Below are 16,633 nucleotides of genomic sequence, written 5' to 3' on the forward strand. Positions count from 1 at the left end.
CTCTCCCACCTGAGCGCCGCCGCGTCGTTAGCTTTCGATGATAGTAAATTCCCAGGCCCTGAGGCGCAACGGCTGGCCGACGTATACTGTCTCCCCGCTCAGCAGCGCGCTACCCGCGGTCTCGCTGACAAATTCCAGCGTCTCGCCGGAGTAATTGAACAGGAAGTGGGTGGTTTTCCCGGCGCGATTACGCATTTTTTTGACCACTAATGGGAAGCGATAGGCGGAAGTGCGCGAGCGCAATGCGATATCGGCGGTTAGTATATCAAACAGCTGGCTAATCAATCCCTTCTGCGGCAGGAAGCCAACATACATCGCTCGTCCCCGGCCATAATCCGCTTCGGTGGCGGCGGCGTATTCGCCCCATGCCGGATGCTGATAGCGCAGCAAGGTGCGGGTCCCATTATCGGGCGTCAGCAATTCCATCCACAGCTCAGCCTGATTGTCATTGCGGCAATCAATCTCTGCACAGCAAGAGCTTACCGTCGTCCCTTCCGGCAGGGTGAACTGGCTGTAGCTGACGCCGCAGCTCTGCCGCAGGATCCCAGGCTGCGCGCTGCGGCGTACCTTGACGTTTTCATCGCTAAAGCCCGATTTAAAGCCGATAAGCGCTCTGCCGCCCTCGGCGATATAGTGATTGATCCGCGCCAGCAGGCCATCATCGGCAGCGTACAGGCCGGGAACGATCAGCACTCGGTAGCGCGAGGTTTCCTCGTTTACATCGTGGATGATGTCGAGGCTGATATTGTGGTCATACAGCGCATCGTGGAAGCGGCGAAAGATATCGTTATAAATGTTGCCCTCGGCATCGCCAGGACGGAAGTGATTGAGGGCGTCCATTGCCTCATTGCTTATCAGCAGCGCAACGTCGTTTTCGGCCTTCAGCTCCGCCAGCTGCGGCGACAGGCGGGCAAAGTCAGCCCCGATAGTGGTGGCCTCCTGCCAGGTCGGGTTACGCGAGAAGTCGTGGCTGAGCAGCCCCTTCCAGTAGGTTTCGAAGGCGTTATGAATCGAATGCCAGTGCCAGTAGGAGACCATGGCGGCGCCGGAGGCGATATGGCTGAACGCCTGCAGGCGCAGCTGGCCCGGGTAGGGAGTCCACTGGGCGAAGCCCTGCGCCTGGGTTTCCAGCACGAAGTAGTTCTGGCCCGGCTTAAGCGAGCGGGTGATGGCGCCGCCAAAGGCGATTTCCCGCCCGGTCAGGTGTGCCTGGCTCGGGTGATAGATATCGACGCCGGCGATATCCAGCGCCTGCGCCGCCGCAAAATGGTCGACCCGCGGCTGCACGCCGTAAGAGTAACCGCGCCATTCAAAATCGAAGTTGTGGGTGACGAACTGGTGCGGTTGGGCGTACTCGCGCACAATCTCCGCCTGCCAGGCCAGATACTCGGTGACCTGCTGGCGCTGATAGCGGGAGAAGGCGCAGGCGAGGCTGGCGTTGATGGTGTTTTCCACCGGCGGAAAATCCTGCCAGCGGTCAATGCGGTTGCTCCAGTAATCCAGACCGAAATCGTGATTCAGTTGTCGGAGGTCTGGATATTTCTCCTGCAGGCTGCGCACGAAGCCCTCCTGCATATAGCGGCCAATATTGTCGTAATGCTTGGTTTCGTTATCCAGTTGCCAGCCGATAATCGCCGGATGGTGTTGCACATGGGCCATCAGCGTGCGGATAATTTTTTCGGCATAGCGGCGAAAGGTCGGGTTGACGATATCCATGATCTGCCGCGGACCATATTTTTGCTGCCCCGCGACGGTGGTGACCAGAATATCGGGATGTTTCGCCGCCAGCCAGGCCGGGACCGCGTAGGTGGGCGTCCCGACGATGACCGCAATGCCGGCCTCATGCATCGCCTCGAGCACCCGGTCGATATGGTAGAAATTGTACTGGCCCTCTTCGGGCTCCAGTGTACTCCAGGTGGACTCGGCGATACGCACCACGTTAATGCCGGTTTCGCGCATTAAGGCGATATCGCTGGCCAGCCGATCTTCCGGCATATATTCATCGTAATACGCCACGCCATAAAATAACTGAGACATGCAGACTACCTCCTGACATTAATTCGCGGGCACAGGTTGTGAAGAGAACACGCGTGCTTTATCCAGCGTGATAAACGAAATGAGCGTGAAGCACAGGGCGATACAGCCGAGCACGATATAGCTGCTGGTAAAGCCCATGCTCTGGTACATATGGCCGATGCCGGTGGAGAGAAAAATAGAGCTAAAGCTTTTTGAAAACTGGAAGCCAATTAAGTAAACCGTCGCGGAAAGCAGGGGGTTAAAGTTAGCGGTAATGTATTTAAGCGCCGCGACGAGTAACACCGAGCTTTCAAATCCATGGAGTAGTTTAATCAGGCTGATGGATACCGGGCCAATAGCCCACGCGGAACCGATAATGCGCAAGCTCATAATCAGCCCGCAGTATAACAGCGCATTTTTCGGGCCGATTTTATTCACAAACCATGGCGCAAAGAACATCACGATGGCATCAAGGAAAATCTGACCCGTGGTTAAATAACCGAAGACTTCTGCACCCCGGGCTTTACTCTCAAAGAAATGGCTGTAGTAGATAGCGAACTGCTGGTCATAGGTTTCATAGACCGCCCCGACGCCAATGACATAGAGGGCGAAGAACCAGAATTTTTTAATTTTTAACAACGAGACGGCATCGCGGAGGGTAACCGGCGACGTTTTGCCGGACAGCAGCCCCTGCTTTTGATGGGTGCTGATCTGCATTTTCCAGACAATCACCAGCAGGCAGACGCCTGCTGCGCTGGCCAGCCAGAAAATCATGTTCTGATCGATGCCGTAGAGCTTTCCTGCCGCAAAGGTGCCGATCGCGGCGCCGATGCCGCCGAACATCCGCGCCCGACCAAATTCGAAGCCGGAGGCGCGGCTGACCTTATCGATGTAGGCTTCGCAAATACCGCAGCCTGCGCCGTAGGCCATGCCAATATAGAGGCCGCCAGCCAGCGCGCCGAGGAACACATTTATTTTTAACAGAGGCGCGAAGACATAGATCCAGTATGGAGCGAATAAGGTGATAATGATCGCCAGCATCCACATCAGATTCTTACGATACACCAGCTTATCCGATATAAAACCGAATAATGGCTGAACGCAGACGGCCACAATGGCAGTGAAAGAATAAACCAGACCGACGTCCGTGTAGTTAATACCGATGGTTTCCGTTAACCACAGTGATAAATAGGGGTAGCAGCATCCCCAGCCTATAAAGAAAAACAGGAAAAACAGACAGCTGATAAAGTAATTTTTATTCGACGTTATCATGGTAACCCTCGCTTCCTTTATTCAGGAATATGATCGTGTAGACGCGAGCAACGTTACCTTTTTGCGCACGGGGGAGTCATAAACGTTTCGCTATCGAGCAGTAATAATCTGCTATCGGCAGTGGGGCGTGAGCCGCTTCACATTCGGGCAATAAAAAGGGCGGATGATCATCCGCCCTTAAGAGAGAGAAAGGATTACGCTCAGGCGTTCTGGCTTTCCGCCGCTTCCGCCTGCTTGGGCACCAGCACCGTGGGCTTGTTATCGATGCGGGTCACCAGCAACTGGTCGATACGGTAGTTATCGATATCCACGACCTCGAACTTATAGCCGGAGAACTTCACCGCGTCGGTGCGTTTGGGGATTTTACGCAGCATAAACATCATAAAGCCGCCGATGGTCTCGTAGTTCCCGGACTGCGGAAACTCGTCGATATCCAGCACGCGCATCACGTCATCAATCGGCGTACCGCCATCGATTAGCCACGAGTTTTCATCGCGGGCGACGATCTGCTCTTCCAGCCCCTGGCCGACGAGGTCGCCCATCAGAGTTGTCATCACGTCGTTAAGGGTGATGATCCCGACCACCAGCGCATATTCATTCATGATCACCGCAAAGTCTTCCCCGGCGGTTTTGAAGCTTTCCAGCGCTTCGGACAGGGTCAGGGTATCCGGGACGATCAACGTGTTGCGGATCTGCACGCCGCCGGTCAGCACCAGGCTCTGGTTCGCCAGCACGCGGTTCAGCAGATCTTTTGAATCGACGTAGCCGATAATGTGGTCGATATCTTCATTACAGACGAGGAACTTCGAGTGCGGGTGTTCGGCCACTTTATTCTTCAGGCTCTGCTCGTCTTCATGCAAATCAAACCAAATGACGCTTTCACGCGGGGTCATGGAGGAAGGAACGGTGCGGGACTCCAGCTCGAACACGTTCTCAATCAGCTCATGCTCCTGCTTGCGCAGCACCCCGGCCAGCGCGCCGGCTTCGACCACGGCATAGATATCGTCGGAGGTGATATCGTCTTTCCGCACCATCGGCAGTTTAAAGATGCGGAAGATCATGTTGGCCATGCCGTTAAACAACCACACCAGCGGGCGGAAGACTAACAGGCAGAAGCGCATCGGGTTGATGATGCGCAGGGCCACAGTTTCGGGCGCAATCATACCGATGCGTTTCGGAGTCAGGTCAGCAAACAGGATGAACAAGCTGGTGACCAGGGTAAAAGAGATGATGAAGCTCAGTTGCTCGGAGAGCTCCGGTGACAAATACCCGCTGAGCAGGCTATGAAACGCCGGTGAGAAAGCCGCGTCGCCCACGATACCGCCAAGAATGGCGACGGCGTTGAGGCCAATCTGCACGACGGTAAAGAAGGTGCCCGGGTTCTCCTGCATCTTCAGCACCCGCTGTGCGTTGACGTTGCCTTCATCGGCCAGCAGTTTCAGTTTGATTTTACGTGAGGCGGCCAGTGAGATTTCCGATATCGAAAAAAACGCACTGACGGCTATCAGACAGAGTATTACTAAAATACTGTTTAACATATCTTTTCTGACCGTTGAGGTCAGATCCTCGGAAGGGAAGTTGATAACTTAAATGTGGAATACATAAAAAACCGGTCCGAAGGCGCTGGACCGGCTGTCACACTGGGTAGTATAGCGTAAGGGAATGTAAAGCCGCCAGAGCGTTCATTAACCGCCTCGCTGTTGAGGCGGAAATCAGAATTACGCCTGAGGCGGCAGGCAGACGCCAATGCCGCCAATGCCGCAATAGCCATGCGGGTTCTTATACAGATACTGCTGGTGATCGTCCTCGGCATAGTAGAACGGTTTGGCGGTGGCGATCTCGGTGGTGATGTGACGGGTATCGTGCGCGTCGTTCATCGCCGCCTGGAAGCGCGCGAGGCTGGCCTTTGCCGCTTCCGTCTGTTCCGGCGTCAACGGATAGATCGCCGAACGGTACTGGGTGCCGAGGTCGTTACCCTGTCGCATGCCCTGCGCGGGGTCGTGATTTTCCCAGAACACCTGCAATAACTGCTCATAGCTGATGACCTGCGGATCGTAGACCACGCGCACCGCTTCCGCGTGACCGGTCTGGCCGCTGCACACTTCGCGATAGGTCGGATTGGGCGTATAGCCGCCAGTGTAGCCGGCGGCGGTGCTGTAAACCCCCGGCAATTGCCAGAACAGACGTTCAACTCCCCAGAAGCAGCCCATGGCGAACAGTGCCACTTCCATCCCCGCCGGGACGTTGGTCATCGAGTGGCCGTTAACTGCGTGGAGCGTCGCCACTGGCATCGGGGTATTGCGTCCAGGCAGCGCATCCGCCTGGGCGACAAGATGCGTTTTATCAAATAGACTCACGGTGGGCCTCTCAATACAGAAATCGTCGTTAAGGTTGTAACGAAGCGTGTCTTTTAACACAATAAATACGCGTAATACGTCTAGATTAATACATAAGAATTATTTGGGTTATTGCCACTTTTTCAACCCTAAGTTGTTAGGGTTTTGTTAAGCCGTGGAGCGGCGCCAGTGTTTCCTGTAGGGGGAAACAGGGATATTCAGGAGAAAATGTGCTAAAAATCCGCCAGTTATGTGTCACCAGCCTTTTGCTGGTCAGCGGGGTCGCCAGCGCAGCGAATGTGCGTTTGCAGGTTGAGGGATTATCCGGAGAGCTGGAGAAAAACGTTCGCGCCCAGCTTTCCACCATCCAGAGTGATGAGGTCACGCCGGATCGTCGCTTTCGCGCGCGCGTCGATGACGCCATTCGCGAAGGTCTGAAAGCGCTGGGGTATTACGAGCCGACGATTGAATTTGATCTGCGTCCGCCGCCGAAAAGGGGCCGTCAGGTGCTGATCGCCAAAGTGACCCCGGGTGAGCCGGTGCGCATTGGCGGAACCGAGGTGATTCTGCGCGGCGGCGCCCGCACCGACAGCGACTATCTGGCGCTGTTGAAAACCCGCCCGGCCATCGGGACGGTGCTCAACCACGGCGATTACGACGGTTTCAAGAGCTCATTGACCCGCGTCGCCCTGCGCAAAGGCTACTTTGACAGCGAGTTCAATAAAAGCCAGCTTGGGGTCTCCCTCGACCGTCATCAGGCGTTCTGGGATATCGATTACGACAGCGGAGAACGCTATCGCTTTGGCCACGTCACCTTCTCCGGATCGCAAATTCGCGATGAATACCTGCAAAACCTCGTGCCGTTTAAAGAGGGCGACTACTACACCTCGCAGGACCTGGCTGAGCTAAACCGCCGCCTGGCGGCGACCGGGTGGTTCAGTTCGGTGGTGGTGGCGCCTGATTTTGCTAAGTCACGGAAAACCAAGGTGCTGCCTCTGCAGGGCGTTGTCTCGCCACGCAAAGAGAACACCGTGGAAACCGGGGTAGGGTACTCCACAGACGTCGGTCCGCGGGTGAAAGCCACGTGGAAAAAACCGTGGATGAACTCCTATGGCCACAGTCTGACCTCCAGCGTCAGCCTCTCCGCCCCGGAGCAGCAGTTTGACTTCACCTATAAAGTCCCGCTGCTCAAGAGCCCGCTCGAGCAGTACTATCTGATGCAGGGCGGCTTTAAGCGTACCGATCTCAATGACACCCAGGCCGACTCCACCACCCTGGGGGTCTCGCGTTTCTGGGAGATGTCGAGCGGCTGGCAGCGGGCGATTAACCTGCGCTGGAGCCTGGACCACTTTACCCAGGCGAACGTCACCAACACCACCATGCTGATTTACCCCGGGGTCTCGGTGAACCGCACTCGCTCCCGCGGCGGCCTGATGCCTACCTGGGGCGATTCCCAGCGCTACTCGGTGGACTACTCCAACACCATGTGGGGCTCGGACATCAACTTTATCGTGATGCAGGCTCAGGACGTCTGGATCCGTACCCTCTATGACCGCCACCGCTTTGTGGTGCGCGGCAACCTGGGCTGGATCGAAGCGGATAACTTTGACAAGGTGCCGCCGGACCTGCGTTTTTTCGCCGGGGGCGATCGCAGTATTCGCGGCTATAAATACAAATCCATCTCGCCGAAGGACGATGACGGCAAGCTGATCGGGGCCTCGAAGCTGGCCACCGGCTCGCTGGAATATCAGTACAACGTCAGTGGCAAGTGGTGGGGCGCCGTGTTTGTCGATAGCGGCGAAGCGGTCAGCGATATTCGCGAGAGTGATTTCAAAACCGGCGCCGGGGTAGGCGTGCGCTGGCAGTCGCCGGTGGGGCCGATCAAGCTGGATATCGCCCGGCCAATCGGCGACAAAGAAGAGCATGGTTTACAGTTTTACATCGGTCTGGGGCCTGAATTATGAGTTTATGGAAGAAGATAAGCCTCGGCGTATTAATCGTGTTGGTTCTCCTGCTGGGCACCGTCGGGTTCCTGGTGGGCACCACCACCGGCTTGCATCTGGTGTTCAAAGCGGCGGATCGCTGGGTACCGGGGCTGGAAATCGGCAAAGTGACCGGCGGCTGGCGTGATTTAACCCTCGATAATGTCCGCTATGAGCAGCCCGGCGTGGCGGTGACCGCCGGCCAGTTTCATCTCAGCGTCAGGCTGCGCTGTCTGTGGGACAGCAGTCTGTGCGTAAACGACATCGCGCTGCGCGATATTTACGTCGCCGTCGATACGACGAAGATGCCGCCCTCTGCGCCGGTCGAGGAAGAGGAGAGCGGGCCGCTGAATCTCTCCACCCCTTATCCGATCGCCCTCAGCCGCGTCGCGCTGCATAACATCAACGTCAAAATCGACGATACCGCGGTCTCCGTGCGCGATTTTTCCACCGGCCTGAACTGGCAGGAGAAAAACCTGACCCTGACGCCGACCTCGCTGCAGGGGCTGCTGATCGCTCTGCCGAAGGTGGCGAAAGTGGCGCAGGAGCAGGTGGTCGAGCCGAAAATCGACAACCCGCGGCCGCAGGAGAAACCGCTCGGCGAGACGATGACCGACCTCTTCTCGCAGCCGGTGCTGCCGGCGATGACCGATGTCCATCTGCCGCTTAACCTCAATATTCAGGCGTTCCGCGGCGAGCAGCTGCGCCTGACCGGCGATACCGATATCACCGTGTACAACCTGCTGCTGAAAGTCAGCAGTATCGACGGGCAGATGAAGCTCGACGCCCTCGACATCGACTCCGATCAGGGCAAGGTCAGCGCTTCGGGCAGCGCCCAGCTACAGGATAACTGGCCGGTAGACATCACCCTCGCCGGAACGCTGAACGTCGACCCGATGAAAGGGGAGAAGGTGCAGCTGAAGGTGGGCGGCGAGATACGTAAAACGCTTAAGGTCGGAGTGGACTTAAGCGGGCCGGTCGCGGCCACGATGCGGGCGGACGCGCAGCTGGCGGAGGCCGGGCTGCCGCTCAATATGGAGCTGAAAAGTAAGCAGCTCGCCTGGCCGTTCAGCGGCGAGAAGCAGTTCCAGGCCGACGACGTCCAGCTGAAGTTCAGCGGCAAAATGACCGACTATGCGCTGGCCTTCTCCACCGCGGTGAAAGGCCAGTCGCTGCCGCCGGCGAAAATCGCCCTCAACGCCAAAGGCAATGAGCGGCAGATCAATCTCGACAAGCTGACGGTCAATGCCCTGGAAGGGAAAACCGAGCTGAAAGCGCTCCTCGACTGGCAGCAGGCGATCAGCTGGCGCGGCGAGCTGACCCTCGACGGCATCAACACCGCCAAAGAGGTGCCGGACTGGCCATCGAAGCTCAATGGCAGGATCAAGACCCAGGGCAGCCTGTACGGCGGCAGCTGGCAGATGTCGGTGCCGGAGCTGAAAATTACCGGCAACGTGAAACAGAACAAGGTGGATGTTTCGGGCTCGCTGCAGGGCAACAGCTATCTGCAGTGGAAAATCCCGGGGCTGCATCTGGCGTTAGGCCCGAACAGCGCCGATATCAAAGGCGAGCTGGGGGTGAAGGATCTGAATCTCGACGCCACCATCGATGCGCCGCACCTGGATAATGCGCTGCCGGGGCTCGGCGGGACGGCGAAGGGGCTGGTGAAAGTGCGCGGCACTGTCGATGCGCCGCAGCTGCTGGCGGACATCACCGCCCGGGCGCTGCGCTGGCAGGAGCTGACCATCGCCCAGGTCAACGTCAAAGGGGATGTGAAATCCACCGATCAGATTGGCGGCAACCTGGACGTACGGGTGGATCGCATCAGCCAGCCGGGGGTGAATATCAGCCTGGTGCAGCTCAATGCCAAAGGCACTGAGAAGCAGCATGAGCTGCGGCTGCGGGTGCAAGGCGATCCGGTTTCCGGCCAGCTGGCGCTGGCGGGCAGCTTCGATCGTCAGGCCGAGCGCTGGAGAGGCGCGCTAAGCGATACCCGCTTCCAGACGCCGGTGGGTCCGGTGGCGCTGACGCGCAGTATCGCGCTGGACTACCGCAACCAGGAGCAGAAAATCAGCATCGGGCCACACTGCTGGACCAACCCGAACGCCGAGCTCTGCGTGCCTGAGACCATTGACGCAGGCGCCAGCGGGCGGGCGCGGGTGAATCTCAACCGCTTCGACCTGGCGATGCTCAAGCCGTTTATGCCGGAGGCGACCCAGGCCAGCGGCGTCTTTACCGGTAATGCCGATGTCAGCTGGGACACCACCAAGGAGGGGCTGCCGCAGGGCAAAGTGACCCTCAGCGGGCGCAACGTCAAAGTGACCCAGGTGGTCAATGACGCCCCGCTGCCGGTGGCGTTCGATACGCTGAACCTCAGCGCCGATCTGCATAACAATCGCGCGGAGCTGGGCTGGCTTATCCGCCTGACCAACAATGGCCAGCTGGATGGGCAGGTGCAGGTCACCGACCCGCAGGGGCGGCGTAACCTCGGCGGCAACGTCAATATCAGCAACTTCTCGCTGGCGATGATCAACCCGATTTTCGCCCGCGGTGAAAAGGCGGAGGGAAGGCTCAACGCCCGTCTGCGCCTGGGCGGCAACGTGAAGAGTCCGCAGCTGTTCGGCCAGATGCAGTTAAGCGGGGTGGATATCGACGGCAACTTTATGCCGTTTGATATGCAGCCGAGCCAGCTGGCGATGAACTTCAACGGCACGCGCTCGACCCTGCAGGGGACGGTGAACACCCGTCAGGGGCAAATCGCCCTCAGCGGCAACGCCGACTGGACGCAGATCGATAACTGGCGGGCGCAAATTGCGGCGAAAGGCAGCCGGGTGCGGATCACGGTGCCGCCGATGGTGCGTCTCGATGTATCGCCGGACGTGGTGTTTACCGCCACGCCAAGCCTGTTCAACCTCGATGGCAAGGTGGATGTGCCCTGGGCGCGGATCGTGGTCAACGAAGTGCCGGAGAGCGCGGTTGGCGTGTCTTCTGATGAAGTGATGCTCGACAAAAACCTCAAGCCGATTAATCAGCAGAGCGCCGGGATCCCGATCAACAGCAACCTGACCATTCACGTCGGCAACAACGTTCGTCTGGAAGCCTTCGGTCTGAAAGCGCGTCTGACCGGCGATCTGAAAGTGGCGCAGGACAAGCAGGGGCTGGGACTCAACGGGCAGATCAATATTCCGGACGGCCGCTTCCACGCCTATGGCCAGGATTTGATTGTGCGCAAAGGGGAACTGCTGTTCTCCGGTCCGCCGGATCAGCCATTACTGAATATCGAAGCAATTCGTAACCCGGATGCCACCGAAGACGACGTGATCGCCGGCGTTCGCGTCACCGGCTCCGCCGATCAGCCGAAAGCGGAGATCTTCTCTGACCCGGTTATGTCCCAGCAGGAAGCGCTGTCTTATCTGCTGCGCGGCCAGGGTTTGAGCAGCGGACAGAGCGATAGCGCCGCGATGACCTCAATGCTTATTGGTATGGGGGTTGCACAAAGTGGTCAGGTTGTGGGTAAAATCGGCGAGACGTTTGGCGTAAGCAATTTGGCGTTGGACACCGAAGGGGTAGGCGACTCTTCCCAGGTGGTGGTCAGCGGCTATGTACTGCCGGGTCTGCAGGTAAAATACGGGGTCGGTATCTTCGATTCCCTGGCGACGCTGACTTTACGTTATCGCCTGATGCCTAAGCTATATGTGGAAGCGGTGTCTGGCATCGACCAGGCGCTCGATTTGCTCTATCAGTTTGAGTTTTAGCAATGCGAATATTTGTTTACGGCAGTTTACGACGCAAACAAGGCAACAGCCACTGGATGACCAACGCCCAGTGGCTGGGCGCTCATAGTGTCGACGATTATCAGCTGTACAGCCTGGGCCACTATCCAGGCGCGGTGCCCGGCGAAGGCACAGTACATGGTGAAGTTTATCGTATTGATGCATCGACGCTGGCCGAACTGGATGCGCTGCGCACCAAGGGGGGCGAGTATGCGCGCCACCTGATTCAGACGCCTTACGGCAGCGCATGGATGTATGTCTATCAACGTTCCGTTGAGGGTTGTACGTTGATAGCGAACGGCAACTGGTTGGATCGCGACCAGTATTAACCATGACAGCGCCACCTTCGGGTGGCGTTGTTTTTTTCTGCGCCTACCTCTTACCAGAGCGGAAGATAATCCTTCGCCAGCCACGCTGTGGAAGCCAGCGTCGTCAGCGCGAGGAATAATAATCGTCGTGTTGGGGTGCTAAACATTACATGACCTCCTCGAGCGTGGTAGGAGGGGCAGCCCCCCGCAGGTAACGCCGCATCGCCGATCGCAGCTTCAGCCAGTCAGCCACCCGGCGTGACAATAACCAGGCCGTTGGGCCTATCAGCTCCAGCACCGCCAGTACCCCACCAAAACAGAGTAACAATAAGGACAGCATGTCCAGCGAATCCTGAACCTGCCACCAGACGCGCCGGCCTGACTGAAGGGCGCTGACGAGTTCTACTCCGAGAAATAACAGATACATCACCAGCGCGAGGCCGTAAAACAGGTAATAGAGCAGCGACAGCTGTCGGCGTCCAGGATAGAGCGGATGGTTTTTTATATAAGCCGCGCCGTCGCTGGCATTGTATAGCGCATGGATCGCCCGGCTGTCGCGCTCGTATACGGCGAGGATGCGATCGCCGGTGGCAAGAAACGGCGGCTGACAACGGTAAAACACCGGATGCAGCGCGAAATTAGCGCAGCCTGCCTGCCACCAGAAGGCCAGCGGCAGGGAACCGCATTGTATCCCGAGGCCGTGATATTCGCGGGTTGGATTGCCTGCATACCACTTCTTAAAGTGGGCGTCGATGATGATGTCTGCCTGAGCGGCATAGCGTTCCGGCAGGGCTTGCGTAAAAGGCATTGCCGACTGGCGGAGGGCTTGCGTCGTGGCGGGTAGCGACTGGCAAAAGGAGACGTCGCGTCGGCGGGCCAGCGCCATCTTCGCCAGCAGATCGCGCATGGCGGGGTGCCGTTTTAGCGCCGGGTGGAACAGAAGCTCGTAGAGCCCGGTTAACAGCGCGATGAAGGCCAGTATCGCGATAATGCCGCAGCCGAACTTTCCCCATTCTGAGGCGCTCACCATGAGCGGGATAAGGGTGATGATGAGCGTCAGCAGGCTGATAAACAGCAGTGGCCGGGCCCAGCGCTTTACGTATTGACTGGGCTCAAGGAGCGTTTCGCCATCGCTGAGCCAGTGGATCCAGTAACTGCCGTTGTCCAGGCGGCGGGCGCCAAGATGCAGGGGCTGATTGATCTTCAGACGGTCAAAAAGTGCGGGGTCGTTAAAATAGCGTTTATCGGTATAAAAGACATGCTCGCCGGCGATAAGGCGCAGATACCCCTGTTTTTCAGAGGCGGCGGTCGTGAAGCCAGAAAAGTTAAGAGTGAAATAGCGAACGCTTTTCACGGGACACCCTCCATGGTGTTATCGCGGCAATCCGTGCCGCAATCAGGCAGGGGATGACCCTGCCTGAGACAGAATTACTTCTGCTTAGCGCGCTCGAAAGAGGCAACGATTTCGGCTTTCGCCGCTTCCGCGTTGTCCCAACCGTCGACTTTAACCCATTTGCCTTTTTCCAGATCTTTGTAGTGCTCAAAGAAGTGAGTGATCTGGGCTTTCAGCAGTTCCGGCAGGTCGTTCACATCATTGATGTGATCGTATTCTTTGCTCAGCTTGGTGTGCGGTACGGCAACCAGTTTCGCATCTTCACCGGATTCGTCGGTCATCTTCAGAACGCCAACCGGACGGCAGCGGATCACGGAGCCCGGCTGCAGCGGGTACGGAGTCGGGACCAGCACGTCAACCGGGTCGCCGTCCAGGGACAGGGTGTGGTTTATGTAGCCGTAGTTGCACGGATAGAACATCGCTGTGGACATGAAACGGTCAACGAACAGTGCACCGCTCTCTTTGTCGACTTCGTATTTGATAGGATCTGCGTTCGCCGGGATCTCGATCACGACGTAGATGTCTTCCGGCAGATCTTTGCCCGCAGGTACGTTGAGTAAGCTCATGTCTGTTTCCTTTAAAATGTATGGCAAACAAGTGCTCGGTATTATAGCCAACTCACATCGAATGTCTTCGCTTCTTTTTCCCGATCTCGCCGCGGAGTGCTCTGAATTTTGCACGCCATAATGACATGAAAATCCATAAACATAGCCACATCATGAATAAATTTATGTAACCGTTTTCATTGCATGTGATTGATTTATCAAACTGCTTAAAAAAACGTCACAAACCGCCGCTGCCGCGCTCCCCGCGAAGCCTTATCCGCTCTCCGCTGGGCAATGGGGCTGTCATTAACATCTCATTTACTTTTTTGAAGTGTGATGTAACGCATTCAGTTACATCACCGATTGTCTATAGTTTGTCCGCAGGTGAGACTTTAACCAACAATAACCCTACGAGGATACCCTTATGTGGAAGCGCTTACTTCTTGTCACAGCAGTTTCCGCAGCTATGTCGTCTATGGCGATAGCTGCCCCGCTAACCGTAGGTTTTTCGCAGGTCGGTTCTGAATCCGGCTGGCGTGCGGCGGAAACCAGCGTCGCGAAAGAGGAAGCCGCCAAGCGCGGTATTACGCTGAAGATCGCTGATGGTCAGCAAAAACAGGAAAACCAGATCAAAGCGGTGCGCTCCTTTATCGCCCAGGGGGTTGACGCGATCTTCATTGCGCCGGTGGTGGCCACCGGCTGGGAGCCGGTGCTGAAAGAGGCGAAAGAGGCCAAGATACCGGTCTTCCTCCTCGACCGTTCCATTGATGTGAAAGATAAAGATCTCTACATGACCACCGTGACCGCCAACAACGTGCTGGAAGGCCAGCTGATTGGCGACTGGCTGGTGAAAACCGTCGACGGTAAGCCGTGTAACGTCGTTGAACTGCAGGGCACCGTCGGGGCCAGCGTGGCCATCGACCGTAAGAAAGGCTTCGCCGACGCTATCGCCAAAGCGTCGAATATCAAAATTATCCGCTCTCAGTCCGGCGACTTCACCCGCAGCAAAGGGAAAGAGGTCATGGAGAGCTTTATCAAGGCGGAGAATAACGGCAAAAACATCTGCATGGTATTCGCTCATAACGACGATATGGCCATCGGCGCCATCCAGGCCATTAAAGAAGCCGGTCTGAAGCCGGGCAAAGATATTCTGACCGGCTCCATCGACGGCGTGCCGGATATCTATAAAGCGATGATCGCCGGCGAAGCCAACGCCAGCGTCGAGCTGACGCCGAATATGGCCGGCCCGGCGTTTGATGCGCTGGAGAAATACAAAAAAGACGGCACCCTGCCGGAGAAGCTGACCATTACCAAATCGACGCTGTATCTGCCGGATACGGCGAAAGAAGAGTTAGAGAAGAAGAAAAATATGGGCTACTGAGTGGCTAGCCCCTCATCCCGGCCCTCTCCGCAAGCGGAGAGGGTAACAGGCAGCGTTCCAGTAACCCCGGCAAGCAGAGCGCGAACCGGGGCAACCTGACATCATTTGAAGGTGATATCGATTATGAGCGCCGAGGCACACCAGGAGATCCTTCGCACCGAAGGACTCAGTAAATTCTTCCCCGGCGTTAAGGCGCTGGATAACGTCAACTTTAGCCTGCGGCGCGGCGAAATCATGGCCCTGTTGGGCGAAAACGGCGCCGGAAAATCGACGCTGATCAAAGCGCTTACCGGCGTTTACCATGCCGATCGCGGCACCATCTGGCTGGAAGGCCAGGCCATTTCCCCGAAAAATACCGCCCATGCCCAGCAGCTGGGGATCGGCACCGTTTATCAGGAAGTGAACCTGCTGCCGAATATGTCGGTGGCGGACAACCTGTTTATCGGCCGTGAGCCGCGGCGGTTTGGCCTGCTGCGGCGTAAAGAGATGGAGGCCAGGGCGACGGCGCTGATGGCCTCCTATGGCTTTTCCCTCGATGTGCGCGAGCCGCTGAACCGCTTTTCAGTAGCGATGCAGCAGATCGTTGCTATCTGTCGGGCTATCGACCTGTCGGCCAAGGTGCTGATCCTCGACGAGCCCACCGCCAGCCTCGATACTCAGGAGGTGGAGATGCTGTTTACCCTGATGCGCCAGCTCAGGGATAACGGCGTCAGCCTGATCTTCGTCACCCATTTTCTCGACCAGGTCTATGCGGTCAGCGACCGCATTACCGTGCTGCGCAACGGCAGCTTCGTCGGCTGCCGCGAAACCCGCGAGCTGCCGCAGATTGAGCTGGTGAAAATGATGCTGGGCCGCGAACTGGACCACAACGCCCTGCAGCGGGCGGGCCGAACCCTGCTGAGCGATAAGCCGGTGGCGGCGTTCGAAGGCTACGGCAAGAAAGGCACCATCGCCCCGTTCGACCTGCAGGTCCGTCCGGGCGAAATTGTCGGCCTCGCCGGCCTGTTGGGTTCCGGACGCACTGAAACCGCCGAGGTGATCTTCGGCATTAAAACGGCGGACAGCGGGAAGGCATGGATCAAAGGCAAACCGCAAACCCTGCGCTCTCCGCATCAGGCCTCCTGCCTCGGGATCGGCTTCTGTCCGGAGGATCGCAAAACCGACGGCATTATCGCCGCCGCTTCGGTGCGGGAAAATATCGTCCTTGCCCTGCAGGCGCAGCGCGGCTGGCTGCGGCCGATACCCCGGCGTGAACAGAACGAGATCGCCGAGCGCTTTATTCGCCAGCTGGGGATCCGTACCCCCAGCGCGGAGCAGCCGATCGAGTTTCTCTCCGGCGGCAACCAGCAGAAGGTATTACTTTCCCGCTGGCTGCTGACCAAACCGCAGTTCCTGATCCTCGATGAACCGACCCGCGGCATTGACGTCGGCGCCCACGCGGAAATTATTCGCCTGATTGAAACCCTCTGCGCCGATGGTCTGGCGCTGCTGGTCATCTCCTCTGAACTGGAGGAGCTAGTGGGTTACGCCGATCGGGTCATTATCATGCGCGATCGCCGGCAGGTGGCCGAGATCCCGCTCGCCGAGCTCTCTGTACCGGCGATCATGAACGCTATTGCGGCATAAG

Annotated in this window: 11 protein-coding genes; 5 read left to right on the forward strand and 6 right to left on the reverse strand. The window is 57.6% G+C overall.

Annotated features, from left to right (window positions below; all coding sequences use genetic code 11):
* Positions 1–27: 27 nt before the first annotated feature.
* From ACQUTI_RS21485 to msrA, 4 genes are all read right to left on the reverse strand, one after another.
* Positions 28–2,037, reverse strand: a complete 2,010-nt coding sequence (locus ACQUTI_RS21485) for a beta-galactosidase (protein WP_186602568.1) — start codon at positions 2,035–2,037, stop codon at positions 28–30.
* A gap of 18 nt (positions 2,038–2,055) precedes the next feature.
* Positions 2,056–3,288, reverse strand: coding sequence for an oligosaccharide MFS transporter (locus ACQUTI_RS21490; RefSeq protein ID WP_186602566.1), 1,233 nt, complete (start codon positions 3,286–3,288; stop codon positions 2,056–2,058).
* A 200-nt stretch (positions 3,289–3,488) separates the two neighbouring features.
* Positions 3,489–4,826, reverse strand: a complete 1,338-nt coding sequence (locus ACQUTI_RS21495; RefSeq protein WP_004206485.1) for a hemolysin family protein — start codon at positions 4,824–4,826, stop codon at positions 3,489–3,491.
* Between the two features lie 180 nt (positions 4,827–5,006).
* The gene (msrA, locus tag ACQUTI_RS21500) at positions 5,007–5,645 is read right to left on the reverse strand and encodes a peptide-methionine (S)-S-oxide reductase MsrA (RefSeq protein WP_032456893.1); all 639 of its coding nucleotides are present in this window, start codon (positions 5,643–5,645) and stop codon (positions 5,007–5,009) included.
* A 209-nt stretch (positions 5,646–5,854) separates the two neighbouring features.
* Between msrA and tamA the strand changes: the two genes are divergently transcribed.
* The 3 genes from tamA to ACQUTI_RS21515 are packed head-to-tail and all read left to right on the forward strand — an operon-like array spanning position 5,855 to position 11,708.
* A complete protein-coding gene (gene tamA / locus ACQUTI_RS21505; RefSeq protein ID WP_023319583.1) occupies positions 5,855–7,588 on the forward strand; it encodes an autotransporter assembly complex protein TamA in 1,734 nt (577 codons plus the stop codon).
* Positions 7,585–11,361: an autotransporter assembly complex protein TamB gene (tamB, locus tag ACQUTI_RS21510; protein WP_186602564.1), complete on the forward strand. Its 3,777-nt coding sequence runs from the start codon at positions 7,585–7,587 to the stop codon at positions 11,359–11,361. Before tamA ends, tamB begins: the two co-directional genes overlap by 4 nt.
* Positions 11,362–11,363: 2 nt before the next feature.
* The gene (locus ACQUTI_RS21515) at positions 11,364–11,708 is read left to right on the forward strand and encodes a gamma-glutamylcyclotransferase family protein (protein ID WP_002886724.1); all 345 of its coding nucleotides are present in this window, start codon (positions 11,364–11,366) and stop codon (positions 11,706–11,708) included.
* A gap of 145 nt (positions 11,709–11,853) precedes the next feature.
* On the opposite strand, the gene ACQUTI_RS21520 is transcribed toward ACQUTI_RS21515, so the two are convergent.
* Entirely contained in the window at positions 11,854–13,041 is a 1,188-nt protein-coding gene (locus tag ACQUTI_RS21520) for a hypothetical protein (protein ID WP_186602555.1), read from the reverse strand.
* Positions 13,042–13,115: 74 nt separating this feature from the next.
* Positions 13,116–13,646, reverse strand: coding sequence for an inorganic diphosphatase (ppa, locus tag ACQUTI_RS21525; RefSeq protein WP_002886766.1), 531 nt, complete (start codon positions 13,644–13,646; stop codon positions 13,116–13,118).
* Positions 13,647–14,049: 403 nt separating this feature from the next.
* Here ppa and ytfQ point away from each other — a divergent pair, with 403 nt between their 5' ends.
* Together ytfQ and ytfR are read left to right on the forward strand one after the other, a co-directional pair.
* Entirely contained in the window at positions 14,050–15,006 is a 957-nt protein-coding gene (ytfQ, locus tag ACQUTI_RS21530; protein WP_002886769.1) for a galactofuranose ABC transporter, galactofuranose-binding protein YtfQ, read from the forward strand.
* A gap of 123 nt (positions 15,007–15,129) precedes the next feature.
* Positions 15,130–16,632, forward strand: a complete 1,503-nt coding sequence (gene ytfR, locus ACQUTI_RS21535; protein ID WP_008807146.1) for a galactofuranose ABC transporter, ATP-binding protein YtfR — start codon at positions 15,130–15,132, stop codon at positions 16,630–16,632.
* Position 16,633: the final 1 nt, after the last annotated feature.

The sequence above is a fragment of the Klebsiella sp. 7-CIP_Kleb. genome, from assembly GCF_050378655.1.
Taxonomy (GTDB): domain Bacteria; phylum Pseudomonadota; class Gammaproteobacteria; order Enterobacterales; family Enterobacteriaceae; genus Klebsiella; species Klebsiella quasipneumoniae.